Annotated in this window: 37 protein-coding genes; 18 read left to right on the top strand and 19 right to left on the bottom strand. The window is 70.3% G+C overall.

Going from position 1 to position 25757, the window contains the following annotated elements:
* Positions 1-20: 20 nt before the first annotated feature.
* Together AB0O24_RS02490 and AB0O24_RS02485 are read right to left on the bottom strand one after the other, a co-directional pair.
* Positions 21-1085, bottom strand: a complete 1065-nt coding sequence (locus tag AB0O24_RS02490) for an FUSC family protein (protein ID WP_363372315.1) — start codon at positions 1083-1085, stop codon at positions 21-23.
* Entirely contained in the window at positions 1082-1450 is a 369-nt protein-coding gene (locus tag AB0O24_RS02485; protein WP_275796986.1) for a helix-turn-helix domain-containing protein, read from the bottom strand. The genes AB0O24_RS02490 and AB0O24_RS02485 overlap by 4 nt, the downstream gene beginning before the upstream one ends.
* A 93-nt stretch (positions 1451-1543) precedes the next feature.
* On the opposite strand from AB0O24_RS02485, the gene AB0O24_RS02480 reads away from it, so the two are divergent.
* Entirely contained in the window at positions 1544-2404 is an 861-nt protein-coding gene (locus tag AB0O24_RS02480; protein ID WP_363372312.1) for an SDR family oxidoreductase, read from the top strand.
* A gap of 34 nt (positions 2405-2438) precedes the next feature.
* On the opposite strand, the gene AB0O24_RS02475 is transcribed toward AB0O24_RS02480, so the two are convergent.
* The gene (locus AB0O24_RS02475) at positions 2439-2795 is read right to left on the bottom strand and encodes a DUF2834 domain-containing protein (RefSeq protein ID WP_363372309.1); all 357 of its coding nucleotides are present in this window, start codon (positions 2793-2795) and stop codon (positions 2439-2441) included.
* A gap of 53 nt (positions 2796-2848) precedes the next feature.
* Between AB0O24_RS02475 and AB0O24_RS02470 the strand changes: the two genes are divergently transcribed.
* From AB0O24_RS02470 to AB0O24_RS02460, 3 genes are all read left to right on the top strand, one after another.
* The gene (locus tag AB0O24_RS02470) at positions 2849-3190 is read left to right on the top strand and encodes a TraR/DksA C4-type zinc finger protein (protein WP_363372307.1); all 342 of its coding nucleotides are present in this window, start codon (positions 2849-2851) and stop codon (positions 3188-3190) included.
* A 29-nt stretch (positions 3191-3219) separates the two neighbouring features.
* Complete coding sequence (locus AB0O24_RS02465) at positions 3220-3435, top strand: SCO4848 family membrane protein (RefSeq protein WP_275796994.1); 216 nt, start codon at positions 3220-3222, stop codon at positions 3433-3435.
* Positions 3436-3536: 101 nt separating this feature from the next.
* A complete protein-coding gene (locus AB0O24_RS02460; RefSeq protein ID WP_363372302.1) occupies positions 3537-4766 on the top strand; it encodes an MFS transporter in 1230 nt (409 codons plus the stop codon).
* Positions 4767-4769: 3 nt separating this feature from the next.
* Here AB0O24_RS02460 and yidC read toward each other — a convergent pair whose 3' ends face one another.
* Positions 4770-5501 carry a membrane protein insertase YidC gene (gene yidC, locus AB0O24_RS02455; protein WP_275797025.1) on the bottom strand — a complete coding sequence of 244 codons (732 nt, stop codon included), beginning with the start codon at positions 5499-5501 and terminating at the stop codon, positions 4770-4772.
* A gap of 112 nt (positions 5502-5613) precedes the next feature.
* Complete coding sequence (locus tag AB0O24_RS02450; RefSeq protein WP_363372299.1) at positions 5614-5892, bottom strand: DUF6412 domain-containing protein; 279 nt, start codon at positions 5890-5892, stop codon at positions 5614-5616.
* A 60-nt stretch (positions 5893-5952) separates the two neighbouring features.
* Here AB0O24_RS02450 and AB0O24_RS02445 point away from each other — a divergent pair, with 60 nt between their 5' ends.
* Positions 5953-6465 carry an ACT domain-containing protein gene (locus AB0O24_RS02445; protein WP_363372296.1) on the top strand — a complete coding sequence of 171 codons (513 nt, stop codon included), beginning with the start codon at positions 5953-5955 and terminating at the stop codon, positions 6463-6465.
* A gap of 28 nt (positions 6466-6493) precedes the next feature.
* On the opposite strand, the gene AB0O24_RS02440 is transcribed toward AB0O24_RS02445, so the two are convergent.
* Positions 6494-6889, bottom strand: coding sequence for a DUF3054 domain-containing protein (locus AB0O24_RS02440; protein WP_275797002.1), 396 nt, complete (start codon positions 6887-6889; stop codon positions 6494-6496).
* A 103-nt stretch (positions 6890-6992) separates the two neighbouring features.
* Here AB0O24_RS02440 and AB0O24_RS02435 point away from each other — a divergent pair, with 103 nt between their 5' ends.
* Entirely contained in the window at positions 6993-7445 is a 453-nt protein-coding gene (locus AB0O24_RS02435; protein WP_363372292.1) for a VanZ family protein, read from the top strand.
* A 20-nt stretch (positions 7446-7465) separates the two neighbouring features.
* On the opposite strand, the gene AB0O24_RS02430 is transcribed toward AB0O24_RS02435, so the two are convergent.
* Together AB0O24_RS02430 and AB0O24_RS02425 are read right to left on the bottom strand one after the other, a co-directional pair.
* Positions 7466-8581 (bottom strand): HAMP domain-containing sensor histidine kinase, encoded by a 1116-nt coding sequence (locus AB0O24_RS02430; RefSeq protein WP_363372289.1) that lies wholly within the window; start codon positions 8579-8581, stop codon positions 7466-7468.
* The gene (locus AB0O24_RS02425) at positions 8574-9242 is read right to left on the bottom strand and encodes a response regulator transcription factor (protein WP_275797008.1); all 669 of its coding nucleotides are present in this window, start codon (positions 9240-9242) and stop codon (positions 8574-8576) included. Before AB0O24_RS02425 ends, AB0O24_RS02430 begins: the two co-directional genes overlap by 8 nt.
* A gap of 51 nt (positions 9243-9293) precedes the next feature.
* Between AB0O24_RS02425 and AB0O24_RS02420 the strand changes: the two genes are divergently transcribed.
* Entirely contained in the window at positions 9294-9797 is a 504-nt protein-coding gene (locus AB0O24_RS02420; RefSeq protein WP_275797010.1) for a metallophosphoesterase, read from the top strand.
* A 150-nt stretch (positions 9798-9947) separates the two neighbouring features.
* On the opposite strand, the gene AB0O24_RS02415 is transcribed toward AB0O24_RS02420, so the two are convergent.
* From AB0O24_RS02415 to AB0O24_RS02405, 3 genes are all read right to left on the bottom strand, one after another.
* Positions 9948-11054, bottom strand: a complete 1107-nt coding sequence (locus tag AB0O24_RS02415; protein ID WP_275797027.1) for an acyl-CoA desaturase — start codon at positions 11052-11054, stop codon at positions 9948-9950.
* Positions 11055-11278: 224 nt separating this feature from the next.
* Positions 11279-11482: a cold-shock protein gene (locus AB0O24_RS02410; RefSeq protein WP_013583139.1), complete on the bottom strand. Its 204-nt coding sequence runs from the start codon at positions 11480-11482 to the stop codon at positions 11279-11281.
* A 16-nt stretch (positions 11483-11498) separates the two neighbouring features.
* Positions 11499-11783 (bottom strand): hypothetical protein, encoded by a 285-nt coding sequence (locus AB0O24_RS02405; protein ID WP_275797019.1) that lies wholly within the window; start codon positions 11781-11783, stop codon positions 11499-11501.
* Positions 11784-12012: 229 nt separating this feature from the next.
* Between AB0O24_RS02405 and AB0O24_RS02400 the strand changes: the two genes are divergently transcribed.
* Together AB0O24_RS02400 and AB0O24_RS02395 are read left to right on the top strand one after the other, a co-directional pair.
* Positions 12013-12363, top strand: coding sequence for a biopolymer transporter Tol (locus AB0O24_RS02400; RefSeq protein ID WP_363372284.1), 351 nt, complete (start codon positions 12013-12015; stop codon positions 12361-12363).
* 53 nt (positions 12364-12416) lie between these two features.
* Complete coding sequence (locus AB0O24_RS02395) at positions 12417-12908, top strand: pyridoxamine 5'-phosphate oxidase family protein (RefSeq protein ID WP_275801386.1); 492 nt, start codon at positions 12417-12419, stop codon at positions 12906-12908.
* 39 nt (positions 12909-12947) lie between these two features.
* On the opposite strand, the gene AB0O24_RS02390 is transcribed toward AB0O24_RS02395, so the two are convergent.
* Positions 12948-13079: a hypothetical protein gene (locus AB0O24_RS02390; RefSeq protein ID WP_275801385.1), complete on the bottom strand. Its 132-nt coding sequence runs from the start codon at positions 13077-13079 to the stop codon at positions 12948-12950.
* Here AB0O24_RS02390 and AB0O24_RS02385 point away from each other — a divergent pair.
* Positions 13078-13347, top strand: coding sequence for a DUF2256 domain-containing protein (locus AB0O24_RS02385; RefSeq protein WP_363372281.1), 270 nt, complete (start codon positions 13078-13080; stop codon positions 13345-13347). The genes AB0O24_RS02390 and AB0O24_RS02385 overlap by 2 nt on opposite strands.
* Positions 13344-14783 (top strand): cryptochrome/photolyase family protein, encoded by a 1440-nt coding sequence (locus AB0O24_RS02380; RefSeq protein ID WP_363372278.1) that lies wholly within the window; start codon positions 13344-13346, stop codon positions 14781-14783. Before AB0O24_RS02385 ends, AB0O24_RS02380 begins: the two co-directional genes overlap by 4 nt.
* 135 nt (positions 14784-14918) lie before the next feature.
* On the opposite strand, the gene AB0O24_RS02375 is transcribed toward AB0O24_RS02380, so the two are convergent.
* Positions 14919-15134 carry a DUF2945 domain-containing protein gene (locus tag AB0O24_RS02375; protein WP_058613150.1) on the bottom strand — a complete coding sequence of 72 codons (216 nt, stop codon included), beginning with the start codon at positions 15132-15134 and terminating at the stop codon, positions 14919-14921.
* A gap of 182 nt (positions 15135-15316) precedes the next feature.
* Between AB0O24_RS02375 and AB0O24_RS02370 the strand changes: the two genes are divergently transcribed.
* Complete coding sequence (locus tag AB0O24_RS02370; protein ID WP_275801382.1) at positions 15317-16846, top strand: catalase; 1530 nt, start codon at positions 15317-15319, stop codon at positions 16844-16846.
* 103 nt (positions 16847-16949) lie between these two features.
* On the opposite strand, the gene AB0O24_RS02365 is transcribed toward AB0O24_RS02370, so the two are convergent.
* The 3 genes from AB0O24_RS02365 to AB0O24_RS02355 are packed head-to-tail and all read right to left on the bottom strand — an operon-like array spanning position 16950 to position 19143.
* Positions 16950-17525 carry a hypothetical protein gene (locus tag AB0O24_RS02365; protein WP_307386674.1) on the bottom strand — a complete coding sequence of 192 codons (576 nt, stop codon included), beginning with the start codon at positions 17523-17525 and terminating at the stop codon, positions 16950-16952.
* 8 nt (positions 17526-17533) lie between these two features.
* The gene (locus AB0O24_RS02360; RefSeq protein ID WP_363372274.1) at positions 17534-18370 is read right to left on the bottom strand and encodes an endonuclease/exonuclease/phosphatase family protein; all 837 of its coding nucleotides are present in this window, start codon (positions 18368-18370) and stop codon (positions 17534-17536) included.
* Positions 18370-19143 (bottom strand): glycosyltransferase family A protein, encoded by a 774-nt coding sequence (locus tag AB0O24_RS02355; RefSeq protein WP_363372272.1) that lies wholly within the window; start codon positions 19141-19143, stop codon positions 18370-18372. The genes AB0O24_RS02360 and AB0O24_RS02355 overlap by 1 nt, the downstream gene beginning before the upstream one ends.
* 87 nt (positions 19144-19230) lie before the next feature.
* Between AB0O24_RS02355 and AB0O24_RS02350 the strand changes: the two genes are divergently transcribed.
* The 3 genes from AB0O24_RS02350 (at position 19231) to AB0O24_RS02340 (ending at position 21433) form a co-directional block, all read left to right on the top strand.
* On the top strand, positions 19231-19881 hold the full coding sequence (locus tag AB0O24_RS02350; RefSeq protein WP_363372269.1) for a rhodanese-like domain-containing protein: 651 nt from the start codon (positions 19231-19233) through the stop codon (positions 19879-19881).
* A gap of 95 nt (positions 19882-19976) precedes the next feature.
* Positions 19977-20930, top strand: a complete 954-nt coding sequence (locus tag AB0O24_RS02345) for a membrane dipeptidase (RefSeq protein ID WP_363372266.1) — start codon at positions 19977-19979, stop codon at positions 20928-20930.
* A complete protein-coding gene (locus AB0O24_RS02340; protein WP_363372264.1) occupies positions 20927-21433 on the top strand; it encodes a GNAT family N-acetyltransferase in 507 nt (168 codons plus the stop codon). The genes AB0O24_RS02345 and AB0O24_RS02340 overlap by 4 nt, the downstream gene beginning before the upstream one ends.
* On the opposite strand, the gene AB0O24_RS02335 is transcribed toward AB0O24_RS02340, so the two are convergent.
* Genes AB0O24_RS02335 through AB0O24_RS02325 form a run of 3 tightly spaced genes read right to left on the bottom strand, consistent with a single transcriptional unit; the run spans position 21430 to position 23397 of the window.
* On the bottom strand, positions 21430-21813 hold the full coding sequence (locus tag AB0O24_RS02335) for a glyoxalase (RefSeq protein WP_275801375.1): 384 nt from the start codon (positions 21811-21813) through the stop codon (positions 21430-21432). The two genes, AB0O24_RS02340 and AB0O24_RS02335, sit on opposite strands and share 4 nt — an antisense overlap.
* Positions 21814-21827: 14 nt before the next feature.
* Entirely contained in the window at positions 21828-23063 is a 1236-nt protein-coding gene (locus AB0O24_RS02330) for an NAD(P)/FAD-dependent oxidoreductase (protein WP_275801374.1), read from the bottom strand.
* A 49-nt stretch (positions 23064-23112) separates the two neighbouring features.
* Positions 23113-23397, bottom strand: a complete 285-nt coding sequence (locus AB0O24_RS02325; protein WP_241490447.1) for a metalloregulator ArsR/SmtB family transcription factor — start codon at positions 23395-23397, stop codon at positions 23113-23115.
* Between the two features lie 166 nt (positions 23398-23563).
* Here AB0O24_RS02325 and AB0O24_RS02320 point away from each other — a divergent pair, with 166 nt between their 5' ends.
* From AB0O24_RS02320 to AB0O24_RS02310, 3 genes are read left to right on the top strand one after another with little or no spacing between them, the layout of a single operon-like run.
* Positions 23564-23971 carry an arsenate reductase ArsC gene (locus tag AB0O24_RS02320; protein WP_363372261.1) on the top strand — a complete coding sequence of 136 codons (408 nt, stop codon included), beginning with the start codon at positions 23564-23566 and terminating at the stop codon, positions 23969-23971.
* A complete protein-coding gene (locus AB0O24_RS02315) occupies positions 23968-25266 on the top strand; it encodes an FAD-dependent oxidoreductase (RefSeq protein ID WP_363372258.1) in 1299 nt (432 codons plus the stop codon). The genes AB0O24_RS02320 and AB0O24_RS02315 overlap by 4 nt, the downstream gene beginning before the upstream one ends.
* Entirely contained in the window at positions 25233-25757 is a 525-nt protein-coding gene (locus AB0O24_RS02310; protein ID WP_307386655.1) for a GNAT family N-acetyltransferase, read from the top strand. Before AB0O24_RS02315 ends, AB0O24_RS02310 begins: the two co-directional genes overlap by 34 nt.

The raw sequence follows: 25757 nt of genomic DNA, 5'->3' as shown, positions 1-25757 counted from the left end.
GCCGGCGGCGAACTCGCCGATCAGGTTTCGTCGTCGCGGAGCGTCTCGTGCACGCGGTGCAGGTCCATGAGGAGCGACCCCACCAGAACCCAGTGCGAGGCCGAGGGCGCGCGGATCTGCAGCGGTCGGGTGAGGGCCGGCTCCTCGGCGGCGATCGGAAGGTCGGCGCCCGTGTCGACCGCGAAGGAGCGACGGACGTCGTGCGCCGCGCGATGCAGCTGCTCGGCGATGGCGCGGACCGAGGGTTCCTCGGCGATCGTCTCGTCGTAGCCGTCGTAGACGGCCCGGGTCATGCCGATCGTCTGCGTCACGACGGGCGTGAATCGGTCGAGGAGATCCTGCATCGCCCTCAGATCCTTCCGGTGGCGACCGCTACGCGGGTTGAGCGAGAGCGAGTCGGCGCCGTCCTCGATGGCGGTGGCCGCGGCATCCCGGACGGGGCGCAGCAGACGTGCCTCGAGAAGGAGCTCTTCCAGGGATGCCGGCGTCTGCGGTGTCTCGAGTGCTCTCGCGAGTCGCTCCAGGGCCTCCGCGAGCTCCCTCCCCAGGACCTCGAGCTTCTCGCGGGCGGGCGGCACGAGCACCGGGGGGACCAGCGCGACATTCACGACGATGCCGACCAGCGCACCGATCAGCGTCTCGAGCACGCGGTCGAGGGCGTAGTTGGGCGTCGCCGTCCCCAGCGCGAGCACGAGGATCGCGCTGATCGCGACCTGATTGGTCGCTCCGGGCGACATGCGCAGAGCCCAGGCGATCACCAGCGCCACGCCGGCCGAGAGGAGGATCACCCAGGTGGGGCTGCCGAGCGCAATGCCCAGGAGCGAGGCGATCACGACACCGACGACCACGCCGACGCTGCGTTCGACGGCGCGCGTGAGTGACTGATTGATGCTGGGTTGGACGACGAGCAGCGCGGCGATCGCGGCGAAGATCGGCGGCGGCCCCTGGACCAGCCACCCCGCGACGAGCCACGCGGCGACAGTGGCGATCGCGGACTTCGCCACCTGCAGGAACGGCGCCCGGCGTTTCGTCCGGAACGACAGGCTCTCGCGCATGAGTCGGGAGGGGATCGAGAGCACGGTCACTCCGGTCGGGCCACGATGGCCGGAGCGTTCTCGGCCACCCACCCCAGGAGGGGGAGGACGAACGTCATGAGGTCGCGGCCGCGGTCGGTCAGTCCGTACTCCACCCGCGGCGGGACCTCGGGATAAGCGGTGCGCACGACGAGCCCGTCGGCCTCGAAGGTCTTGAGGGTGCTCGCGAGCATCTTTTCGCTGATCCCCGACACGTTCCGCCGCAGAACGCCCCAGCGCTGCGTGCCGTCGGACAGAGCCATGAGCACGAGGATGCCCCACTTGCCCATGACATGGTCGAGCACCGTGCGCGTCGGACACCCATCGGCAAAAACCTCGGGATGCTCCGCGCGGATTTCCGCAAGACTCACGCTCATGTGAGTACCTAACCAGAAAGTGGGTACCGGCATTCCGGAATGCACCCGGGCGCGTCGCGTTGAGGTCGGCGTACCGATCGAAAGGACACTCCCATGACTCTCCTCGTCACCGCCGCTTCCGGACACCTCGGCCGTCTCGTCGTCGATGCTCTGCTCGAGCGCGGCGCCGCGGCATCCGACATCGTCGCCGGTGTCCGCACCCCCGCCAAGGCGAGCGATCTCGCCGAGCGCGGCATCCGCGTCGTCGAGTTCGACTACTCGCGTCCGGAAACCCTCGCTCCCGCTTTCGACGGGGTCAGCCGCGTCCTGCTGATCTCGGGCACCGACGCCGACCGCGTCGCAGGTCACGGCAACGTCGTGGACGCCGCGCGCGCCGCGGGCGTCGAGCGTCTCGTCTACACGAGCGCGCCGCGGAACGACGTCATCGACTACGCGCTCGGCGCCGACCACAAGGCCACCGAGGCGCTCATCGCCGCCTCGGGACTGGACGCCACGATCCTGCGGAACAACTGGTACACCGAGAACTACCTCGACACCGTGGCGCGCGCCGCCGAGACCGGTGAGATCGTCGCCGCGGTCGGCGATGCCCGTGTGGCCAGCGCGAGTCGTCGTGACTACGCCGAGGCGGCCGCGATCGCGCTCACCGGCGACGAGCTGCGCGGGCAGACCCTCGAGCTGTCGGGCGACGTCGCCTGGAACTACGACGAGCTCGCAGAGGCGGCGTCGGAGGTCGTGGGTCGTCCCGTGACCTACACGGCGGTGACCGTCGAGCAGCTCACCGCGGGCCTCGAAGCGGCGGGACTGAATGCCGGAACGGCGGCGTTCGTCGCGGGTATGGATCTCGCCATCGCGCGTGGCGCCCTCGAGCAGGTCGACGGGACCCTGTCGCGCGTCATCGGTCGCCCGACCACGCCGCTCGTCGACGGCCTTCGCGCGGGCCTCGCCGCGCGCTGACCGAACCGCGTGGGGTGCCGTGATCATCGGCACCTCACGCCGGATCGGCGGCATGACTCCGTGCGGTCAGGTGGCGCTGCCGCATCGCGAGGAACAGCGGGAACGTGAAGGCGAACGCCGTGAGGCCGGAGAGCACGACGTAGATCCACGCGAATCGCATCCCGATACGGCGCGCCTCGACGATGATGAAGACGCTCCCGGCCACCGCCACGACGAGCAGGTCGACCGTGATCGACGACACCGCGGGTCCACTCGAGACGAGGTCGCCGAGGAAGTCCCTCATCTGCACGATCGCGAGGGCGTTGAAGGTCCATGTGCCCGCGAGCCCCCCGATGGCCAGGACGAGGAACAGCACAGCGGTCGGAGTCCAGTGACGTCGAAGCTCGCTCATGGCCCCGATCCTGCCGCAGAGCCGATGTCGGACGTGGGGGCTAGCGTCGAAGGATGGATGCCGCACGGGCCGAGCAGATGCTCGACGAACGTCGGCGCGAGGTCGACCACCGGCTCTTGCGCCTGAGCGAAGACGAGGCGAGCCTCCGCCACGACCGAGCGGATGCCACGGCCGACGACGAGCACGACCCCGAGGGGTCGACGCTGTCGGGCGAGTGGGCGCAGGTCGACGCTCTGCGCCGGGGTGCCGAGGCGGAGCGGCTCGAGATCGACGCGGCGCGGGAGCGGGTGGCATCCGGGACCTACGGGGTGTGCGAGAACTGCGGCCGTGCGATCGGCGACGCGCGGTTGGAGGCGCGGCCGTTCGCCCGGCGATGCATCTCGTGTGCGACGTGACGCGCACGGGCGGAACGTAGGCTGGGGGGATGGAACCGGTCCTCATCGCGCTGCTGTTCGCCAACGCCGTGTTCAACGCGGTCGTGTGGCCGCGGTTCTACCTGCGGGTCGCGAAGGACCCGCGCGCGAAGAACGCCGCGGGCAAGGCGACGCCGTTCCTCATCGTGCACACGGTGCTCATCGGCCTGGCGCTGGTGTTGGCCCTCGCGTCGCTGATCGCGGCGATCGCCGCGCTCGTCTCCTGACGCTTCGGTAGAATGGGTCGGCGGGTTCGCCCGCCGCACGCAGTGCACCTACCTACCGGCTCGGCAAGGCGGCACGTTCCCTCGCCCCCGGAGACCGCTCTATGACTCTGCCCGCCACCACCCACCGATCGCTGATCCACCACACGGGCCTGTCGTACTTCCCCGTGGCGTTCGTGGCCCGACTTCCGTTCGCGATGATGACGGTGGGCGTCCTGGCGCTCGTCGTCGCTGTCCGCGGGTCGGTGGCGCTCGGTGGCCTCACCTCGGCGGCGGTGGGCCTCGGTGTCGTCGTCGCGGGACCCGTCCTGGGCGATCTCGCCGACCGTTTCGGGCAGCGGCGCGTGCTGGTGCCGGTGGGCCTGGCCAACGGCATCCTGCTCTCGCTCTTCCCGCTGGTGGTCGCCGCGTCGGACTCGGACGCACTGCTGCTGGCTTCGGCCGCGGCGATCGGGCTCACCGGTCCGCAGACCGCGGCGATGTCGCGCAGTCGCGTCATGGCGCTCATCGGCGAGCGGGTGGATCCGACGCGGCGCGAGCGCACCTTCTCACGCGCGATGGCTTACGAGTCGGCCGCGGACGAGACGGCGTTCGTCATCGGCCCCTTCGTGGTGGGGCTGCTCGCCGCACTGATCGCGCCGTGGGCGCCGATCGCGGGCGCGGCGGTGCTGAGCTTCGTCTTCGTCACGGCGTTCGCCCTGCACCCGACCGGCCGCGCGGTGCCCGAGCGGTCCGAGCGCGCGGCGATGGCGCCGGCGCGAGAGCTTCTGCATCCGCGGCTCCTCGTGCTCGTGGCCTCGGTGTTCGGCGTGGGCCTCTTCTTCGGCTCGACGCTCACTTCGCTGACGGCGTTCATGGAGGCGCAGGGCGCGCCCGAGGCCGGTGCCCTGCTGTACGGCGTGATGGGCGTCGGGTCGGCGGTGCTCGCCCTCGCCGTCGCTGTGCTTCCCGCGCGCTTCTCGCTGCGCTGGCGTCTCGTCGCCTTCGCGAGCATCCTCACCGCCTCGGCGGGCGCGTACACCGTCGGCGGCTCCGTCCCCACCGTCACCCTCGTGATGTGTCTCATGGGGATCGGCGTCGGCCCCTCGCTCGTCACGCTCTTCAGCCTCGCCGGGCACCGCGCGCCGCGCGGACGCACGGCCTCGACGATGACCGTCCTCGCCTCGGCGCTGACGCTCGCGCAGGCACTCTCGTCGGCGGTGACCGGTGCGGTCGCCGAGCAGGTCTCGGTGGAGACGGCGATGCTCTTCCCGGCGGTGGCCGCCCTCCTGGTGCTGGCCATGGCCTGGGCGAACGCCTCGCGCAGCTCGCGGTGGGACGGCCGGTCGCTCTGAGCCTCACGCCGGCAGCGGGTAGCGCCGCCGGAGCAGAAGCCGCTGTCCGAGCGTCCACACCGTCGTCACGGTGAGATACAGCGCCGCCGCCAGGGGAACGAACAGCGCCACGACCGCGGTGGTGAACTGCAGCACTCCGACCATTCCCGTCATCCACGCTGGCGACGACGGATCGGTCGCCGGCCGCAGGAGCCGTCGGGTGAGTTCGGCCACGCCGGCGATCACGACGACGATGCCGGCGAAGACGACGAGGGTCGTGGCATCCATCGTTCCTGAGGTCAACGCCCCGATCAGACTGCGCCCGAGGGGGACGCCGAACAAGTCGTGCGTCAGGAGCGTGTTGGCGTGCCCTGCGACGGTCGGGTGCAGGAAGACGGCGTAGAGCAGCCCGACGATCGGCGCCTGCGCGAGCAGCGGGAGGCAGCCGGCGGCGGGGGAGGTGTTCTCGTCGCGGTAGAGCTGCATCGTCTCGCGTTGGAGGCGTTCGGGGTTCTTGCGCCAGCGCTCCTGCAGCACGCGCAGACGCGGCGCCAGACGGGCGCGCGTCTGCTCGGCGCGGGCCTGGGAGATCCCCACCGGGATGAGGATGAGCCGCACGACGAGGGTGACGGCCACGACGGCGAGAGCGGCGGCGAGACCCCCGGCCAGGGGCGTGAGAGCGTCCGTGAGGGAGAGCAGGCCTTGGGTGGTGAGATCGAGGAGAAAGGCGAGTGGGGGCAGAGCGAAGAGGTCCATGAGGGTTCCGTTCGTGGCGGTGATCGAGGGATCGGTGATCGAGGGATCACTGCGCCACCGCCCCTCCGGAACGGATGCCACGGCCACCGTCACGGGACGGTGGGGGCGGGGGCTAGGCGGCGCGGGCCACGAATCCCGGCGCTCGAGGGCGGGGGTGCCCCGCAGCGTCGGGGTCGCTCTGCGTGAGCGGAGCGGAGGGATCGATCGGCCGCGGAGCGCGCGGCGATGCGCCGGCGAGCAGAGCCGGCAGGACGACGAGGACGATCGCGACGGTGGCGACGACGGCCGCGGCGAGGACCACCGCGAGCAGGGGAGCCCCGGTGCCGGGCGTGAGAGCGAGCTCGGCGGTCGCGAGGAGCAGGTTCAGCAGGGCGATCAGCGATGCGATCACGTGCGGTCTCCTCTCGACGTCTCTCCCACGCTAGCAGGGGCCGCTCGCTACGCTGGGGCGATGACCACCCTCGTTCTGACCATCGTCGGCGACGACCGCGCGGGCCTGGTGTCGTCCGTCGCCGACATCGTCGACGCCCACGGCGGCAACTGGGAGAACAGCGAGCTCGCCGAACTCGCGGGAGCCTTCGCCGGCATCGTCGAGGTGTCGGTCGCCGCTGATCGGGCCGATGCCCTCCGCGCCGCCCTCGAGGGGCTGGCGGGTACCCTCGCGGTCACGGTTCACGTCGGTTCACCCGAGGGCACGGCATCCGCTCCGCACAGTGTCACCCTCGACGTCATCGGCAACGACCGCTCGGGCATCGTGCGCGAGATCACGTCGGCCCTCAGCGCACGCGGAGTGAGCATCGAGCGCATGTCGACGCAGACGACGGATGCCGCGATGGCGGGCGGCCGTCTGTTCGAGGCGTCCATCACGGTCACGCTCGTCGCGGGCGTCGAGATCGACGATCTCGTCGACGAGCTGGAGCGACTGGCGGCGGAGATCCAGGTCGACGTCTCGCTCGCGGACTGAGTCCCGCGTCCGCGCGCGGCGCCGCGCCTCAGGCGGCCCGGCGGCGACGTGACGCCAGCCGCGCGATCGCGCGCCAGCCCACGAGGAAGAGCGAGAGCGTGATCGCCGCGACGATCACGAAAGCGACCGCGACGCCCTGACCGCTCACGGCCCGCAACAGCATGCCGACGGCGACGGTCACCGCCCACACGACGAGTCCCGTGCGCACCGGAGCGAGGGGAGCGCGCCACCCGCGGCTGATCAACCACCCGAGGCCCAGCGCGACGACGAACGGCCACGCCGTGGTCGCCAGCCCCGATCCGGCGGGGCCGAGGACGTCACCGTCGTGGGTCGCGCGCCCGATCGCGGCGAAGACGACGACGAAGACGAGGTCGACGAGCAGGACGAGCGCGGGGTGGATGCGGGAGGAGGTCACGGCATCCATTGTCCTCGTCCGGGCGCGGCATATCGTCCGTGTATCGGAAGGCACAGACGCGCCGGCAACACCTCGGCGTGTGGGCTGGGAGCCCGATCACCCAGGAGACTCCATGCCGAACGCCCCGGTCCTCACCCCCGCCCGTGTCCTCGTCGCCGCCGCAGCGCTCACCGTCGTCGGGACGCTCACGCTCGCGCCGCGGGCGCTCATCCGTCCGTTCCAGGAGAGGGCGATCGACGCGTTCTTCCTCGTGACCGAGCGATGGGGCGGCTTCGCGCCGGCGTACGACAGCGATGTCGTGATGAACGTCGCCCTGTTCGTGCCGCTCGGGATCGCGGTGGCGGCGCTGCTTCCCCTGCGGTTCGCACCCGCCGCCGTGCTCTTCGGGGCCGCCGTCTCACTCGCGGTCGAGACCGCTCAGTCGTTCATCCCGGGTCGGGTACCCGACATGGACGACGTTCTCCACAACACCATCGGCGCGGGCGTGGGCACGGTGATCGTGATCGTGTCGCGGTTGGTGGCGCGTGCGGCTGTCCGCGCGGGGGAGATGGCAGCGTGCGGGTGAGGAGCCGCCCGCGAGACGGGTCACCGATCGCGATCGGTCGTCGGCCGGGGGAGGCGCACGCGCGCGTGAAGTCCGCCGCCCTCGCGCGGCCAGAGTTCGAGCGAACCCTCGTGCACGCGCACGATCGCGACGGCGATGGCGAGACCGAGGCCCGTGCCGCCTTCCGCGGGGCGGGCGCGCCCCGCCGCGCGAACGAACGGCTCGGGGAGCGTGGCCACCGTTTCAGGGGACAGCACGGCGCCGGTGTTCGCGACGTCGATCACGACGCTGCGCGCATCCGTCCGCACGGCGATCTGCACCTCGCGTGCGACCTCACCGTCGGGTGTGCTGTGGACGATCGCGTTGTGCACGAGGTTCGTGAGCATCTGGCGGGCTAGCGTCTCGTCCGCGATCGCGACGGAGGGCGACGCGATGCGTGTGGTCAGCCGTGCCGACGTCCTCGTCGCGAGCGGAGCGAGCTCGCCGCACACTTCGGCGGCGAGGGCGTCGATCTCCACCTCGGTACGCGCCACCACGCCGCCGCTCGAGGCGCGCGAGAGGGCGAGGATCGCCTCCGTCAGCCGGATCGCCCGCTCGTTCGTGTCGTCGAGGCGGGCGATCAGCCGCTCGACGTCGACGCTCGCGGGGTCGGCCTTCGCCACCTCGAGCATCGTGCGCATCGTCACGTGCGGAGTGCGCAGCTCGTGCGAGGCGTTCGCGGCGAAACGCCGCTGCTCCTGCACGGTCTCGGCGATGCGCGCGAGCATCGCGTCGAAGGTGTCGGCGAGGTCGGTCAACTCGTCCCGCCGGCCGGGGAGGTCCACGCGACGGTCCAGGCTCCCGTCGCGCACCGCCCGCGCGGCGTCGGTGATGCGCGTCAGCGGCCGGAGCATGAGACCCGCGACGATCCAGCCTCCGCCCAAGCCGATGACGGCGAGCCCGGCGACGGTGAACCATGCGTATTTCACGAAGACGTCGGCGAGGTCGCGGCGCGCGGGAGTGAAGAGGCCGCTCGTGGCGTAGAGGGTGCCCTCGGGCAGGAACCGCAGGACGAGGAACCCCACCGTGAACAGGGCGATCCCGACGATCACGACGAAGACCGCGTAGCTGAGCGTCAGTTTGATCCGGACCGAGAGTCCGGGCGGACGTTCACGCATCCGCGGGACCGATGCGGTATCCGACGCCGGCGACGGTCTGGATCAGCCACGGCTCGCCGAGGCGCTTGCGTAGCGTCGAGATCGTGATGCGGACGGCATTGGTGAAGGGGTCGGCGTTCTCGTCCCACGCGCGCTCGAGGAGGACCTCGGCGCTCACCACGCCGCCGCCCGCGGACATGAGTACCTCGAGCACGGCGAACTGCTTGCGGGTCAGCGAGACGTATCGGCCGTCGCGGTACACCTCGCGCCGGAACGGATCGAGACGGATGCCGTCGAGCTCGAGGATCGGGGGAGCCCCGGTCGCGGGCCGCCGCGCGAGCGCACGCAGTCGCAGCACGAGCTCCCTCAAGACGAACGGCTTGGTCAGGTAGTCGTCCGCACCGCTCTCGAACCCCGAGGCCTTGTCGTCGAGGCGGTCGGCGGCGGTGAGCATGAGCACGCGCGGGGCGGTCGGTTGGACGGCGAGGTGGCGGGCGATCTCGTCGCCGTTGGGTCCGGGGATGTCGCGGTCGAGGACGACGACGTCGTACGCGGTGTAGCCGAGCTGCTCGAGCGCGGAATCGCCGTCGCCCGCGATGTCCGCTGCGATCGCCTCCAACCGGAGTCCGTCGCGGATCGCCTCGGCGAGATAGGGCTCGTCCTCGACGATCAGCACGCGCATCCCGTCATCGTAGGCGTGCCGGCGTATCGCGAGCGTATGTAGCGTGGAGTGATGGCGACCCGACTGCTGCTCGTGGCCGATACGCACGTCCCGAAGAGAGCCCGGTCGATTCCGGATGCCGTGCGGCGAGCGGCATCCGAGGCCGATCTGATCGTGCACGCGGGAGATTGGGTGACCGAGGCGGTGCTGGACGAGCTCCTCTCCCTCGGGCCCGTGCTGGGGGTGTGGGGGAACAACGACGGTGCCGACCTGCGCGCTCGGCTGCCTGAGATCGCGCGCGCCGAGATCGAGGGGGTCCGCGTCGCCGTGGTCCACGAGACCGGTGCCGCGACCGGTCGGGAGAGACGGATGGATGCCGCGTTCCCGGACACCGACCTGCTCGTGTTCGGGCACAGCCACATCCCGTGGGACACCTCGACACCGGCGGGTGTGCGTCTGCTGAACCCCGGATCGCCGACGGACCGCCGACGACAGCCGCGGTGCACGATGATGACTCTCACGCTGGCCGAGGGGACGATCCGCGATCTCGCCCTGCACGAGGTCGTCCGCGACTGACGGCGTATCGTCCGCGTATGCGTGACCCGATAGGGCGGGGAGACGGCCGGGGCGAGTGTCCGTAGCAGAGGCTGCACGCACGGGTGACGGACAGAGGAAGGGCGCCGCAACCGGTCTCCCGGTGCGACGCCCTTCCCCGTGCGTGCGGGCTCAGACCCGGCGGGCCGCCGACGTCAGCGGGCACTCGAACGGGTCGCGGGCGGCGAGGCCCACGCGGTTCAGGTACTGGATGACGATGCCGTACGACTGCAGCAGCGTCGTCTCGACGTAGGGCACGCCGAGGGTCTGGCAGTGCTCGATGACGATCTCGCGCGCGCGGCTCAGGTGCGGCCGCGGCATGTTCGGGAACAGGTGGTGCTCGATCTGGTAGTTCAGCCCGCCCATCAGCCAGGTGGCCCACCAGCCGCCCGAAATGTTGCGCGACGTACGCACCTGCTTGCTGAAGAAGTCGAGCTTCGCGCCGGGGGCGATCACCGCCATGCCCTTGTGGTTGGGGGCGAACGAGGCGCCCATGTACACGCCGAACACCGCCAGCTGAACGCCGAGGAAGGCGAAGGCCATGCCGAGGGGGAGGAACACGAAGACCGGGGCCACGAACACGGCGAAGCGCAGGGCGATGAGTCCGAGCTCGGTCCAGCGACCCTTGACCTCGCCGCGCGAGAGCAGATGGCGGATCGCCAGGACGTGCAGGTTGAGGCCCTCCAGCGTCAGCAGGGGGAAGAAGAGCCAGCCCTGTCGCTGGGTGATCCAGCGCTGGATGCCGCGGGCCTTGGCCGCGTCCTCGTCGAGGAACGAGATGGTGTCGATCTCGATGTCGGGGTCTTTGCCGACGCGGTTGGGGTTGGCGTGGTGACGGGTGTGCTTCGAGGCCCACCACGACTGGCTCATGCCGACGACGCCGTTGCCGATCCACAGCGCCAGACGATCGTTCGCGGGGCCCGAGGCGAAGATCTGACGGTGGTTCGCCTCGTGGGCGAGGAACGCCACCTGCGTGAACAGGATGCCGAGGGCCGCGGCGATCAGCAGCTGGAACCAGCTGTCGCCGAGGAGCACGAATCCGGCGATGCAGCCGGCGAAGGCCAGGACGAGGGCGGAGCCGACGAGAGCGTAGAACACGCGGGTGCGGACGAGGAGTCCGCTCTCGCGAACGACCTGGGACAGCTCTGTGTAGGCCTTCGCGATCGGGGGGAATTCGGTGGTGCCGGAGTAGGTCTGACGAACGGGGCCGAGACGGGACTCGACGATGGTGGAAGCGATGAAGTGCTCCTCGGTTGGGGTGACCGGAGTCGGGATCCCGGGCGGCTTTCCCGGGTCCGGCCCACCATACGTGCCGATGTATGGGGGCTCCGGTATACGTCCACATGTGCAGGAGCCTCACGGGGAATGCACATCTGCCGGACCCTCTCCGTTCACCTGCGAGCACAACGAAAGCCGGGCCGCCGCACGTGCGGCAGACCCGGCTTTCGGGGGTGATGCGGAGCTTAGAGGGGGCGGATGTTCGCCGCCTGCATGCCCTTGGGGCCCTGCTCGGCGTCGAATTCGACCTTCTGCGCTTCCGTCAGCTCCTTGAAGCCGTTGCCCTGGATCGCGCTGAAGTGCGCGAACAGGTCGGCGGAGCCGTCATCGGGAGCGATGAAGCCGTAGCCCTTTTCGGAGTTGAACCATTTCACGGTGCCAGTGGCCATCGTGTTCTTCCTTTATTCATGTTGGGCCGCATGAGCGACCGTGGGCGCCGTTCCGACGAATGCGGAGCGGACGGGGACGCCGCGACACCGAGGCGGTGCCGCGTACGCGATGCCCGTCGACGGCGGCCTGAGCCGCCCCGACGGACGTGTGGATGCCGAGGTTCTCGCCGAGCGGACCCTGGGCTTCGTAGCCCGAGGTGGCCGCGCCGACGAAACCGGCATAGTCGGATCCGGCCGTCGCGACGAAGACGTCGAGATCGGCCTGGCGCCACGACAGTGGCGAAGGGTGAAGCGAGGACACAAGAACTTTCCGCGGGAGGCAGGCGATGACCGATGTCATCGAGCGTGCCGCGCGACGAGATAGAGGGGGATTCTGATGGTGAACGGCTCGGTGCCGTGCGCCCGACATCTCATCGATGAGGCGGGCGTCCATGAAGCAAATCCCGGAATTGATGCTTCCACGGTAGCACGGATGCCCTCGGGACACCCGGGAGATTTCCGCCGATGCCGTCAGACGGTGGACTGGGGGCATGGCATCCGGAACCGATGACTCCACGGACGACGAGCGGTGGCTCGTCATCGACGGTCGCCGGTGGCGACGCACGGATCCGGCGCTCCCACCGGAACTCGCCGACCGTCTGAGATCGCACCTCGGGCGGGCACGCTCCTCGGTGCGGACGACGAAACGCGCGGGGGACGCCGGCGGAACGGCTGACGCCCGTCGCCGCGTCGGACTCGCCAAGACGGGGCTCGGCGAGCGAGGACCGCGGTGGTGGGAAGAGGACGTGGCCTCCCGCCTCGGCCGCGCTGAGGAGGCACTCGAAGAGCTCGATCGGCTCGCCCCGCCGAGAGCAGACGTCGGGCCCGACGTCAACGCGTAGCGCTCGCAGCGGTGACCCGGTGGGCTGGGGCTTCGTCAGAAAGAGGGAGTGTCATGACATCCACCGACACCGAGCTGGACACGCTCAACGACCTGCTGAAGAAGTTCCGCTTCGCCATGGTCACCACGCGGGCGGAGGACGGCGCGCTCCACGCTCACCCGTTGACCGTCCAGGAGCGGGAGTCCGACGGCGACCTGTGGTTCATCGTCGGAACGCACGCCTCGGCCGTCGAGCACGTGCGGCGGGATCCGAAGGTCGGTCTGTCGTTCAGCTCGGACAGCACGTGGCTGTCGCTCGCCGGTCACGCCGAGATCGTCGACGACCTGGCGAAGCTGAAGGAGCTGTGGTCGACCAGTGTCGAGGCATGGTTCCCGGACGGCCCCGAGTCCCCGGGGGTCACGATGCTGAAGGTCTCTGCGCTCACCGGTGAATACTGGGGGAGCGCGGGCGGGCGGCTCGCGACGGCGATCGCGCTGGTGACCTCGAGAGTGACCGGCGAGCGTCCGAAGGGCGGCGAGAACGAGAAGTTCGATCTGACCGACTGATGCGACGAAGGGCCCCGCGCGCGGGGCCCTTCGTGTGCGTCATCCTCCGGAGGGGTTGTCGACGGGCTCGCCGTCGTCGTCGGTCGTGTCCGGGATCTGCGGCGCGTCGGCGGTCTCCAACTCGTCGGGCTCGTCGGCGGTGTCGTTCGTGCGGTCCGGTGTCGTGTCCATGGGGGCACCCGATCACGAACCGCGGTGGGCGCGCGCGGGCCTTGCGCGCACACCACGTCTGTGTCAGCGCAAGCCCCCGCAGTTCGGAGTCGCGTTTTGCGACGATGACGCCATGTCACGACCCGAGGTGCGCTCCAAGCCGTGCGCTTACTGCGGACGCCCGTTCACCGATCGCAAGAGGTGGAGCGGACGTGACCAGTGGGACGAGGTCCTCTACTGCTCGCGCGGGTGCCGGGCGAACGCCGCGAAGCGGAGGCGGCGCGCGTGAGGGCGGCACTGATCCTGGCGACGCAGCAGTTCGCCGAGCATCCCGTCTACGCCGACGACGAGGTCGAGGAGTTCTTCTTCATCGAGTCGGCGCCGCGGTTCCGCAAGCTCCCGTACCACCGGCACAAGATCGTGCTGTTGATCTCGGCGATGCGGCACACCGCGGCCCGGCTCGAGGCCGAGGGACGGACGGTCCGCCGGATCACCCTCGCCGACGACCTCGGCTTCAAGGCGGGGCTGGAACGCCTGCTGCGGGAGCACCGCGTCACCGAGCTGACGTGGATGAGCGATCCGAACCGCCCCGTCGACGAACGGATCGCCGGTATCTGCGCCGATCACGATGTCGAGACCGATGTGCTCCCGGACGGGCTCTTCCTCACCCCCGAACAAGAGGTCGACGCCTGGTTCGCCGAGCACCCGACGCCGCTCATGGAGGACTTCTACCACTGGCAGCGCCAGCGCACCGGCATCCTGATGGACGGTGGCAAGCCTGCCGGTCGACGCTGGAACTTCGACGCCGACAACCGCAAGCCGTTGCCGAAGAAGGGCGTCGAGATCCCGCCCCTCCCTCAGCTCGAACCCGACGACATCACGCGCACGGTCATCGCCGAGGTCGACGAGCTGTTCCCCGAGCACCCGGGGAAGGCGGAGGAGTTCTGGCTCCCGGTCACGCCCGAGGACTCGCTCGATTGGCTCGACGTGTTCGTCGCCGAGCGCCTGCACGATTTCGGGCGCTACGAGGACGCGATGAAGGCCGACGAACCCTTCCTCTTCCACGCGATCATCTCGCCGATGCTGAACATCGGCCTTCTCACCGTCGAGGAGGTGGTCGCCGCCGCCACGCGGACCGATGCGCCCCTGGCATCCGTCGAGGGATTCATCCGGCAGGTGATCGGCTGGCGCGAGTACATGCGCGGGATGTATCGCGCGCATCCGAAGCTCGAGCACGTGAACGCGCTGCACCTCGAGCAGAGGATCCAGAAGTACTGGTACTCCGGAGAACGGATGCCGAGTGACCTGCCCGTGCCGGTCCGCACAGTCCTGGAGCGGGTGCACCGCTGGGGTTACGCGCACCACATCGAGCGGCTCATGGTGCTGGGCAACTGGTTCCTGCTGCAGGGATACGCGCCGCGGCAGGTCAACGCGTGGTTCCTGGCGCTGTTCGTCGACGCCTACGACTGGGTGATGGTGCCCAACGTCATGGGCATGAGCCAGTTCGCCGACGGCGGGTTCGTGGCGACGAAGCCCTACGTCTCGGGTGGGGCGTACCTGCAGAAGATGGGGTCGTGGTGGCCCTCGGCTCAGGATGCCAAGGACTCGGTGTTCACCGACGCCTACTGGGAGTTCCTCGAGCGGCACGAGGACGTGCTGGCGGGCAACCACCGGCTGGGGCTGGCCCTGGCGCAGATGCGGAAGCGGCGCGACGCGAAGGGGTAGCACGAACAGAGGTGGCTGAGCCTGTCGAAGTCACCGGTCTCCGGTTGGTTCCGGTCCCTTCGACAGGCTCAGGGACCTGGGCAGGCTCAGCGAGTTCTGCGCGAGCGGCCGCTGAGCCCGTCGAAGCGTCCGCGGTCAGCTCTTCAGCTTGTTCAGCGCCGACCCCTTGTGAGCCGCGGTCGACCCCGACTTCTCCGACTTCACGATGTAGGCCGGGTCGTCGTCGGATGCGGTGAACTTCTGGCCGTCGTGCTGGAAGTCCTTCGTCTTCTTCTCGACGACTTCGCCCTGCGTGCGCCCCTGCGGGGTGTCCCAGCTGACGCGGTCGCCCTTCGACAGATCCTTCGACATGTGCGGTTCCTCTCGTTCGGTCCCGCCATGCTCCCGACCCGGCCGGCCGGGGATCGGGGGATTGACAGGCTCTGGCCCCTACGTGGTCCGAGGACGAACCGCAATGCCTCGGCGATGTCGGAGCCCGTGCGTAGCGTCGTCCCTGGGCCTTTCGTTTCCCGGCCCACGACGTGAGGAGAGCCATGACCGAGCCGACCACCACGAACGGCGGAGCGCCCGTCGCCAGCGACGAGCACTCCCAGAGCGTCGGAGCCGACGGCTCGATCGCTCTGACCGACCACTACCTGATCGAGAAGCTCGCGCAGTTCAACCGCGAGCGTGTGCCCGAGCGCGTGGTGCACGCCAAGGGCGGCGGCGCCTTCGGCACGTTCCGCACGACCGGCGACGTGTCGGCGTACACCCGCGCGGCGCTGTTCCAGCCGGGGGTCGAGACCGAGATGCTCGCACGTTTCTCGTCGGTCGCGGGTGAGCAGGGGAGCCCCGACACCTGGCGCGACCCGCGCGGATTCTCGCTGAAGTTCTACACGACCGAGGGAAACTACGACCTCGTCGGCAACAACACCCCCGTCTTCTTCGTCAAGGACGGCATCAAGTTCCCCGACTTCATCCGCTCGCAGAAGCGCCTGCCCGGCAGTCACCTGCGCGACAACACGATGCAGTGGGACTTCTGGACGCTGTCGCCCGAGAGCGCCCACCAGGTGACCTGGCTCATGGGCGACCGTGGCATCCCGGCCTCCTGGCGTCACATGAACGGCTACGGCTCGCACACCTACCAGTGGATCAACGCCGAGGGCGAGCGCTTCTGGGTGAAGTACCACTTCCACACCGACCTCGGTCACAAGACCCTCACGCAGGACGAAGCCGACCAGATCGCGGGTCAGGACGCCGACTTCCACATCCGCGACCTGTACGCGGCGATCGAGCGGGGCGAGTTCCCGACGTGGACGCTCAAGGTGCAGATCATGCCCTACGACGATGCGAAGACCTACCGCTTCAATCCCTTCGACCTGACCAAGGTGTGGCCGCACAGCGATTACCCCGAGATCGAGGTCGGCACGATGGAGCTCAACCGCAACCCGGGCAACTACTTCGCCGAGATCGAGCAGGCCGCGTTCGAACCGTCGAACTTCGTGCCCGGCATCGACGGCAGCCCCGACAAGATGCTGCAGGCGCGCATCTTCAGCTACGCCGACGCGCACCGGTACCGCGTGGGCACGAACTACCAGCAGCTGCCGGTCAACCGTCCGCACACCGAGGTGCACTCGTACTCGAAGGAGGGCGCGATGCGCTACGAGTACAACCCGCCCGAGGTGCCCGTCTACGCTCCCAACTCGGCGGGTGGCCCCGCGGCCGATCCTCGTCGTGCCGGTGACGGCGGATGGCAGAGCGACGGCGAGCTCGTGCGGTCGGCGGCGACCCTGCACCCCGAGGACGACGACTGGGGTCAGGCGGGTGCTCTGGTGCGCGAGGTGATGTCGGCCGAGGAGCGCGATCGTCTCGTCGAGACCATCACCGGGCACGTGGGCGGCGTGACGCGCAGAGACGTCCGCGATCGTGCCGTGCAGTACTGGAAGAACGTGGATGCTGAGATCGGCTCCCGCGTCGAAGCCGGACTTCCGCCACTCGAGGACACGACAGCTCCCGGCGATCAGCTCAGCGAGCCGAATCCCGACGGCGACCTCGTGGGCCGCGACGTCGCGGGCAAGATCTGACGGCTGCCCCGCGGACTCGGGGGTGCCGGTTTCCGGCACTCCCGCCCCGTCGGGGCGCCTTGACGGGGAACGCGTCCGCCTCGACGGGGAACGCGTCGCGGGTCTACAGCCGTGCGCGGTCGGGCCGGGTCAGGCGGAATCGGGAGGCCAGCACCCCGGCCACGAGTGCTCCCGCGCCGCCGGCCATCATGTCGCCGATCGTGTCGTCGTAGGTCACGAAGATGGCATCCGTGATGAAGCGGTAACCGAACCACTCGACCATCTCCCACACGGCGCTCAGTGCGAGCCCGGTGATCGTCGCAAGGACGATCGGTGTACGGCGACGACCCGTGGGGGAGATCACGCGCGCGTCATCGAGCAGCACGAGCGCGACAGCCGCGAGGACGCCCGTGCATGCGAGGTGCACGACGAGGTCCCAGCCCGTCCACGCGCGGTACAGGTCGATGACGTTGCTGCCCGCGGCCACGAACACCGTGACGCAGGTGATGAGGTCGAGACCCGAGCGCAGCCCGATCATCCGCGACAGCATGACCGCGGGCAGCGACATCGACAGCACCGCGAAGTCGGTGAACGGCAGGGTGAACAGGGACACGATGACGACGACGATCGCGACCGCCCGCACGAGGTCGGCCAGCCAATCGGTCACGCTGCGCGGGGGACGCTGAAGATTCGCGTACATGGCCCGGATCATCGCGGGCCCCCCGACGGGTGGATACGTAGGACGGCCTCCACGGGCAGATGGTCGCTCGGCCACTGCGTGCCCGTCGGGCGGGGGTCGATGCCGACCGCACGGACGCCCACGTCGGGGGTGACCAGGAGCGCGTCGATGCGCCGTGCGCCGACACGAGGGGCCGCGTAGTTGTTGAACGTCCCCCACTCGGCGGTCCGGCGCGCCGGGGCGTACGACCAGGTGTCCACCAGGAGGCCGTCGGCGAACATGCCCGCGAGCTCGGCCGAGCGGATGTGCGCGTTGACGTCGGCGGTGAAGACGAGAGGGAGTTCGCGCCGCGCAACGAGGTCGTGCAGCCAGGTCGCCGAGCGGCGCCGCGCCCGCCGGGAGAAGGCGTCGAAGTGCGTGTTGACGAACGTGAATCGCGCGTCCGTCGCCCGATCGCGCAGTCGGGCGACGACCGCGACGCGGGGGATCGTATTGCCCCAGCCCGTCGACCCCGGGACGTCGGGAGTGTCCGACAGCATGACCTGCTCCCAGTCCTCGACCTCGATCCGGTCCCGGTCGTAGAACAGGGGAGTCCCCTCGCCCTCGCGATTCTTCCCGCGTCCGAGTCCGATCCGCCCGTACGGCGACCCGAGGGAGACCTGCACCCAGGAGGCCTGATCGGGCATCGCCTCCTGCGATCCGAGCAGATGCGGCCGACGGGCGCCGAGGAAGGTGCGCAGGCGTTGCTTCCGCATCGGCCACCGATCGGCGGGCGGCCAGGTGATCCGGTCGAAGCGCCGCCGGATGTTGAAGCTCATCACGTGCAGATCCGGCGCTTCGACGTCGGGGAAGAGGATGCCGGCCATCAGCGCCCGGCCTCGGCTCGAGCCGCGCGGCGCCGCGCTCGGGCCACCCGCGCCCACCGCACGGGCGGGATGTCTCGCGGCCAGTGCGCGAAGACGGTCCCCGCCCCGCGGCGGAAGCAGCGCGCGAACCGCCGCGGCTCCACCGTGCGGGACGAGACCCGCATGTGCCGCCCCCGCACGTACCGGATGCGATGACGGAGCCCGAGGTGGTACGCGAGATCGAGGTCGTCGTGCAGCTCCGGGTCGAGGTGGACCCGGTCGCGCACCGCTTCCCATGCCGCGCGGCGGAACGCCATGTTCGACCCCCACAGCGGGGTGTGTCCGAGCGCGGGGAACGCGAACGTGTTGTACGTGCCGAGGAACACGCGGGCCATCAGCACACGCTGGGAGGCGGGACCGTCATGGAACACCGCACCGCCGGTCACGGCATCCACGTCCGGATCGGCGAGGGCTTCGACCATGCTCGCGATCCAGGTGGGCGCCGGAAGACTGTCGGCGTCGAGACGCAGGATGAGCTCCCCGCGCGCGGCGTCGTAGCCGGTCGAGGCCGCGGCGGGAATGCCGCGCTCGCCGCAGAACACCACGCGCGCTCCGGCGGCTCGGGCGATGTCGGCGCTGTCGTCGGTGGAGCCGTTGTCGACGACGACGATCTCGTCGGCGGTGAGCGTCTGCGTGGCCAGGGCCCGCAGGCAGCGCCACAGGTGCGGTCCGTCGTTCCGCACCGGGATGACGACCGACACGCCGACGACCGGATGAGGGGGTCTTGCGGGCACGACGAACTCCAGACGACGAGTGATCCTCCACGCTAGGCGATCGCTTCCCCGGCACTCGGAGGCTTGACGCTTTCGTACGCTGGAGACATGGCATCCGTCCTCAACGTCTCGGCGTATCTGTTCACGCGCATCGACGACCCCGCGGCGCTCCGCGACACACTGCGCGGGGGAGCGGTCGAGGCAGGACTGCGGGGGACGATCCTGCTCGCCGAGGAGGGCATCAACCTCTTCCTCGCGGGGGCCGCCGACGCCGTGTGCGGCTTCGTGGACGAGCTGCGTGCCGACCCGCGTTTCGCCTCGCTCGAAACGAAGGACAGCTGGTCGGATGCCGTGCCCTTCGGCAAGCTCCTGGTGAAGGTGAAGCGCGAGATCATCCGCATGGACCGGCCCGAGGTGCGCCCGCAGGACGGACGGGCGCCTGCCGTGTCGCCCGCGACCCTCCGCCGCTGGCTCGATCGGGGCGCGGACGACGAGGGTCGCGAGGTCGTGCTCGTCGACACCCGCAACGCTTTCGAGGTCGACTACGGCACCTTCGCCGGGGCGAAAGACTGGCGCATCGAGCGCTTCACGCAGTTCCCGGATGCCGCGAGCTCGCATCGCGACGAACTCGCCGGCAAGACGGTGGTGAGTTTCTGCACCGGCGGTATCCGCTGCGAGAAGGCGGCGCTGTATCTGCGCGACGAGGGTCTCGACGCGTACCAGCTCGACGGGGGGATCCTCGGGTGGTTCGCGGCCTAGGGCGACGCGCATTGGCAGGGCGACTGTTTCGTGTTCGACGGGCGCGAAGCGCTCGACGCGGGGCTCGCGCCGGCGGGCTCCGCTGCGGGTGCCTGATGCTCTGGGACCAGCACGCGTGCGTCGAGCTCGTCGAGACCGCCGACATCGGCGACCTGCGTCGCTATCGCGATGCCGGAGGCGGCTTCGTGTCGCTCAACGTCGGCTACGCCCCGCACGGGCCTGAGCTCACGGCATCCCTTCTGCGTTCCTTCCGCGCTCAGGTGGACGCGATCGAGGGCGTCGAGCTGGCCTCGACGGTCGCGGACATCGACCGCATCGCCGCCCGCGGCGACACCGCCGTCGCCTTCGACCTCGAGGATTGCGCGCCTCTCGGAGGAGATCTGGATGCCGTCGGCCTGCTCGTCGCGCAGGGCGTGCGGACGCTCGGGCCGACGTACAACCACGCCAACCGCGCCGGCGGGGGCTGCCTCGACGCGGTCGACGACGGCCTCACCGCGTGGGGCCGCGACCTCGTCGCCGAGATGAACCGTCGCGGGATGGTGCCGGACGGCTCGCACGTCGGCGCCCGCACGACTCTCGACATGTGCCGGGTCTCGGCCCGTCCCGTGGTGTTCAGCCACTCCAACATGCGCGCGGTCTGGGACCACCCCCGCAACATCACCGACGACCAGGCGCGAGCGGTCGCCGACACCGGGGGAGTCGTCGGCATCACCGGTGTCGGTATCTTCCTCGGACCGAACACCGCCACCCTGGATGCCCTGGTCCGCCACCTCGAGTACGCCGTCGAGGTCGTCGGCATCCGCCACGTCGGCGTCAGCACCGACTTCTCGTTCGACTGGCGGACGTTCCGCGACACGATCGTCGAGTCGCCGGAGCTGTACGACGACAGCTACACGCGGTGGGGACCCATGGAGTGGATGCCGCCCGAGACCTTCGTCGGCCTCGGCTCCGCGCTCGCCGCGCGAGGATGGACCGACGCCGACACCGCCGCCGTGCTCGGCGGCAACTTCCGCCGCGTGGCGGCCGAGAGCTGGGAGCCCCTGACATGACCGGTCTGAGAGACGGCGCCGTGCTGCGTCCCGCCCGTGCGGGCGACGAAGACGGCATCCTCGCGTGCATCCAGGCGCTCGCCGACTACGAGAAAGAACCGGATGCCGTGGACAACACGGCCGAAATGATCCGGGCGACGCTGTTCGGCGACGATCCCCGCGCTTTCGCCTTCGTCGTGGAGCGGGACGGGGAGATCCGCGCGATCGCCATCTGGTTCCTCACGTACTCCACCTGGACCGGCCGTCACGGCATCTGGCTCGAAGACCTCTACGTGCACGAGCAGTACCGGTCGTCCGGCTACGGCGTGGCCCTGTTGGCCGCGCTCGCCGCCGAATGCATCGACAAGGACTACTCGCGCCTGGAGTGGACGGTGCTCGACTGGAACGAGCCTGCGATCGGCTTCTATCGCGCGCTCGGCGCCGAGGCGATGGACGAGTGGACGACGAGGCGCGTGACCGGCGACGCCCTGACCGCGCTCGCCGCTCGCGGCGCGAGCCGCTAGTCCGCGACGATCTCGACCTTGAAGCCGGCCGCGTTCTCGATCCACCCCGCGTAGTGCTGCGGTCCGCCGGCGTGCGGATAGCGGTCGGCGTACAGGGGATTCCACCCGTGCGCGGGGGCGTCGACCATCACGGCGTCCACCTCGGCGGGCCTCCCGCCCTCGAAAGCGAGATGGTTCACGCCGGGCCGTCGGCGATCATGCGGGGCGTCGACCGTGTTCGGTGTCGTCGTCACCGAGATGTACGCGCCGGCGGCGGTAAAGGTCGCCCCACCGGGCCACTCGGCATCCGTCGTCCATCCGAGGCGGGTGAAGAGCCAGATCCAGTCGGTCAGGTCGTCGGGGTGGGCGATCCAGATGTCGAGGTGGTGGAGGCCGGGCATTCGTCCAGTCTGGCTCAGCGCGCGAGGTCGGCGAGCACCGCTTCCGCGGCGCGCTGGCCCGAGACCAGGGCACCCTGGATCGACGCGGTGTCTCGGTGATCGCCGGCGATGTAGCGCCCGTCACCCAGGCGAACGGGCCGTCGCAGGCGCAGCGGCGGGTCCTGCGCCGGCAGAGCGCGGGCGACGTCGTCTCGCCGGAGGAGTCGCCACGGTCGGGTGTCGGTCTCCCAGATCTCGGCGAGCTGGCTCCGGATGCCATCCTCCGTCGCCGCGGAGGGCATCACGCAGGTCGCCTGGACGAGGTGCTGTCCCCGCGGAGCGTAGGTCGGGGCGGTGTTCGTCATGATCGCGGTGTTCACGATCGGGCCGCGTCGTCGCCCGTCGACGCGGAGCGCAGCGTCCTCGCTCGGTGCGTCGTCGGTGGCGAACCACCACGTCTGCAGCCCTCGGGGCCGGGGGAGCGGGACGTCGAGCGCCGGGTCGAGCCCGGTCGCGATCACCACGGCGCGGGCGGTGACGGCATCCCGTCCCTCGATGCCCACGTGCCAACCGGACCCCCGGGGCCGGGTGGAAACCACCCGATGACCGACCCGGATGCCGGCCCCGGCGCGGCGCGCCGTGTCGGCGAGCTGCGCGGGAAGAGCGCCGATCCCCGCGGCGGGGACCCCCGGACGGCCGAGCGCGAAGCTGCGCACGAGCAGCCGGACGAAGGCGTCGGAGGTCTGTTGCCGGTTGTCGGCGAGGACGCCGGCGAGGAACGGTTCGAGCACGCTTTCGCGGAGGGGCCCGCGTAGACCCGCGCGATCCCACGCTTCTTCGAGCGTGCGGTCGGTGCCGTCCTTCGCCGCGCGGGCCGAGACCACGGTCGGCGCCGCCCAACGGGCGAGCGCGGCGAGATCGGCGGGCCGCACGAGCCCGCTGGCCAGCGTCTCGGGGAGCGAGAAGGGGTGTCGCACGGGATGGGCCAGACGGACGACCCGGTCCTCGAGCCGTACGCCGACCGCGACGGGGAAGCACCGCAGCGCGAGCGCGTCGACATCGACCCATCGCCGGATGGCCGGGTACGCCGGATTGAGCACGTGGAAGCCGAGGTCGAGGCGGAAGCCGTCCACGATGTCGGTCCGCTCACGTCCGCCGACGGTCTCGCCCGCCTCGAGGACCACGACATCGTGGCCGGCGTGGGCGAGGCGGGTCGCGCAGCGCAGCCCCGCGAGCCCCGCGCCGATGACGATGGCGTCGTACGCGCTCATGGGGCGAGCCTAGGCATCGCCCTGCCGGCGGAAGCGGGGGTTGCGCGCCTCAGGGCCGGGGCGCGATGGCCGCGGCGACGCGGTCGAGGGCACCCGGCACGAGGGAGAAGTACGCCCAGGTGCCGCGCTTTTCGCGGGTCAGGATGCCGGCATCCACCAGCACCTTGGTGTGGTGAGACACCGTCGGCTGCGACAGGCCGAGCGGCTCCTGCAGGTCGCACGCGCACGTGGCGCCGGCATCCTGAGCGGCGATGATCGACACGATCCGCAGGCGGGCGGGATCGGCCAGCGCCTTGAGCGTCTTCGCGAGGGTCTCCGCCTCTGCCGGTGCCATCGCGGCATCGCCCGACGACACGCAGCACGGGGCGTCGAGCAGAGGCAGGGCGGTACCGGGAGTCATGGCATCCATCATTCTCAGAATATCGAGGAACGTCAATATTGACGTGTGTCGATGTTCTGCGTCATGCTGTTCCCGTTCGCCCCGACCCGAAGGAAGCGTGATGTCCGACATTGCCACCATCCTCTTCGTCTGCGTGCACAACGCCGGCCGTTCGCAGATGGCCGCCGGCTACGCCCGCGCCCTAGGCGGCGAGCGCGTCCGCGTGCTGTCGGGCGGGAGCGCACCGGGTGACGCCCTCAACCCGATGGCGGTCGCGGCCATGGCCGAGGAGGGCATCGATATCAGCGCGGAAGTGCCGCAGCTCCTGCTCACCGACGACGTGCGCGCGTCCGACGCGGTCATCACGATGGGCTGCGGGGACGCGTGCCCGATCTTCCCCGGCAAGCGCTACGAGGACTGGGAACTGACCGATCCGGCGGGCAAGGGCCTCGACGAAGTTCGCCCGATCCGCGATGACATCAAGGCGCGTGTCACCACGCTGCTGCGTGAGCTGGGGGTCGAGGCGTGAGCCTCACCCTCACGGTCCCGCCGCGGCCCGAGGTCGACCGTCGCGCGGGTCTTCCCGTCGCGGTCATCGGCGCAGGGCCGGTCGGCTTGGCTGCCGCCGCTCACCTGATCGAGCGCGGGCTGCCAGTGGTCGTCTTCGAGGCGGGCGACGCCGCCGGCGCGGCCGTTCGCGAATGGGGCCACACGCGCCTCTTCTCGCCGTGGCGCTACGTCGTCGACTCGGCAGCGCAGCGGCTGCTCGAGGCCGAGGGGTGGACGGCTCCGGATGCCGAGGGCCTCCCCACCGGCGATGAGCTGGTCGACCGTTACCTCGAACCCCTCGCGCGCACCGCCGCCCTGGCATCCGTCGTCCACTACCGAACGCGCGTGGAGGCCGTGTCGAGGCAGGGCATGGACCGCACGCGGTCCGCCGGACGCGCTGCTGCGCCGTTCACGCTGCGACTGCGGACGAACGACGGCGTGACGGATGCCACGGCTCGGGCCGTCATCGACACCTCGGGCACGACGAGCTCTCCGCATTCGCTGTTGGCGTCGGGTCTCGCCCCCGAAGGTGACCTCGGCGACCGGGTGACGACGGCGCTTCCCGACGTACGGGGACGCGACCGTGTCCGCTTCATCGGCCGCCGTGTGCTCGTCGTCGGCGCCGGCCACTCGGCGGCGAACACCCTGATCGCGCTCGCCGCACTCGCCGACGAAGACCCCGCGACGCGCGTGTCGTGGGCCGTGCGCACCGAAGCCACGGCGCGGCTCGCCGCCGACGCGGCCGACGACCTCGCCGCGCGCGGACGCCTCGGCACGGCGGTGCACCGTCTGGTCGTCGACGGGCGTGTCGAGCAGATCGCCTCGTTCGAGATCGATGATGTTCGGCTGTCCGACGCCGGAGTTCGCGTGAGCGGTCGACGCGCAGGCGAGGCGTTCGCGGTCGCGGTGGACGTGATCGTCAATGCCACCGGATTTCGCCCCGACCTGTCGATGCTGGCCGAGATCCGCCTCGGTCTCGACGAGATTGTGGAGGCGCCGCGTGCCCTCGCCCCGCTCATCGACCCGAACGTGCACTCGTGCGGGTCGGTGCCGCCGTACGGCGTCGCCGAGCTCACCCACCCCGAGCCCGACTTCTACCTCGCAGGCATGAAGTCGTACGGTCGAGCGCCCACATTCCTGCTGCTCACCGGGTACGAGCAGGTGCGATCGATAGCCGCCGAGCTCGCAGGTGACCGGGTGGCGGCGCGGCAGGTCGATCTCGTGCTGCCCGAGACGGGCGTGTGCACGACCGACGCGGGGTCCTGCTGCGCGTGAGCACGACGGTGCGCCCGTTGGCCGAGGCGGATTGGCCGGAGGTGCATCGCATCTATGCGGAGGGCATCGCGACCGGTCACGCCACGTTCGAAGCGGCACCCCCGGCGACCTGGGTCGACTTCGCGACGGGGAAGCTCGACGCGCACCGCTTCGTCGCGGTCATCGACGGTCGAATCACGGGCTGGGCGGCTGTGTCGGCTGTGTCGTCACGGCCGGTCTACCGCGGGGTCGTCGAGCACTCCGTCTATGTCGAGGCCGACGGTCGAGGACAGGGAATCGGGCATGCACTGCTCGACGCGGTCATCGATTCGACCGAGGCCGACGGTATCTGGACGATCCAGGCGTCGATCTTTCCTGAGGACACCGCGTCGCTCGCTCTTTACGCCCGCCACGGCTTCCGCACGGTCGGAACGCGCGAGCGGATCGGACGAGACGTGGCCGGCCGCTGGCGCGACACCGTGCTCATCGAGAGGCGCAGCCACCGGGTATGA

It is taken from the genome of Microbacterium sp. NPDC086615 (assembly GCF_040686055.1).
Taxonomy (GTDB): domain Bacteria; phylum Actinomycetota; class Actinomycetes; order Actinomycetales; family Microbacteriaceae; genus Microbacterium.
This window is presented reverse-complemented; position numbering and strand designations above follow the sequence as displayed.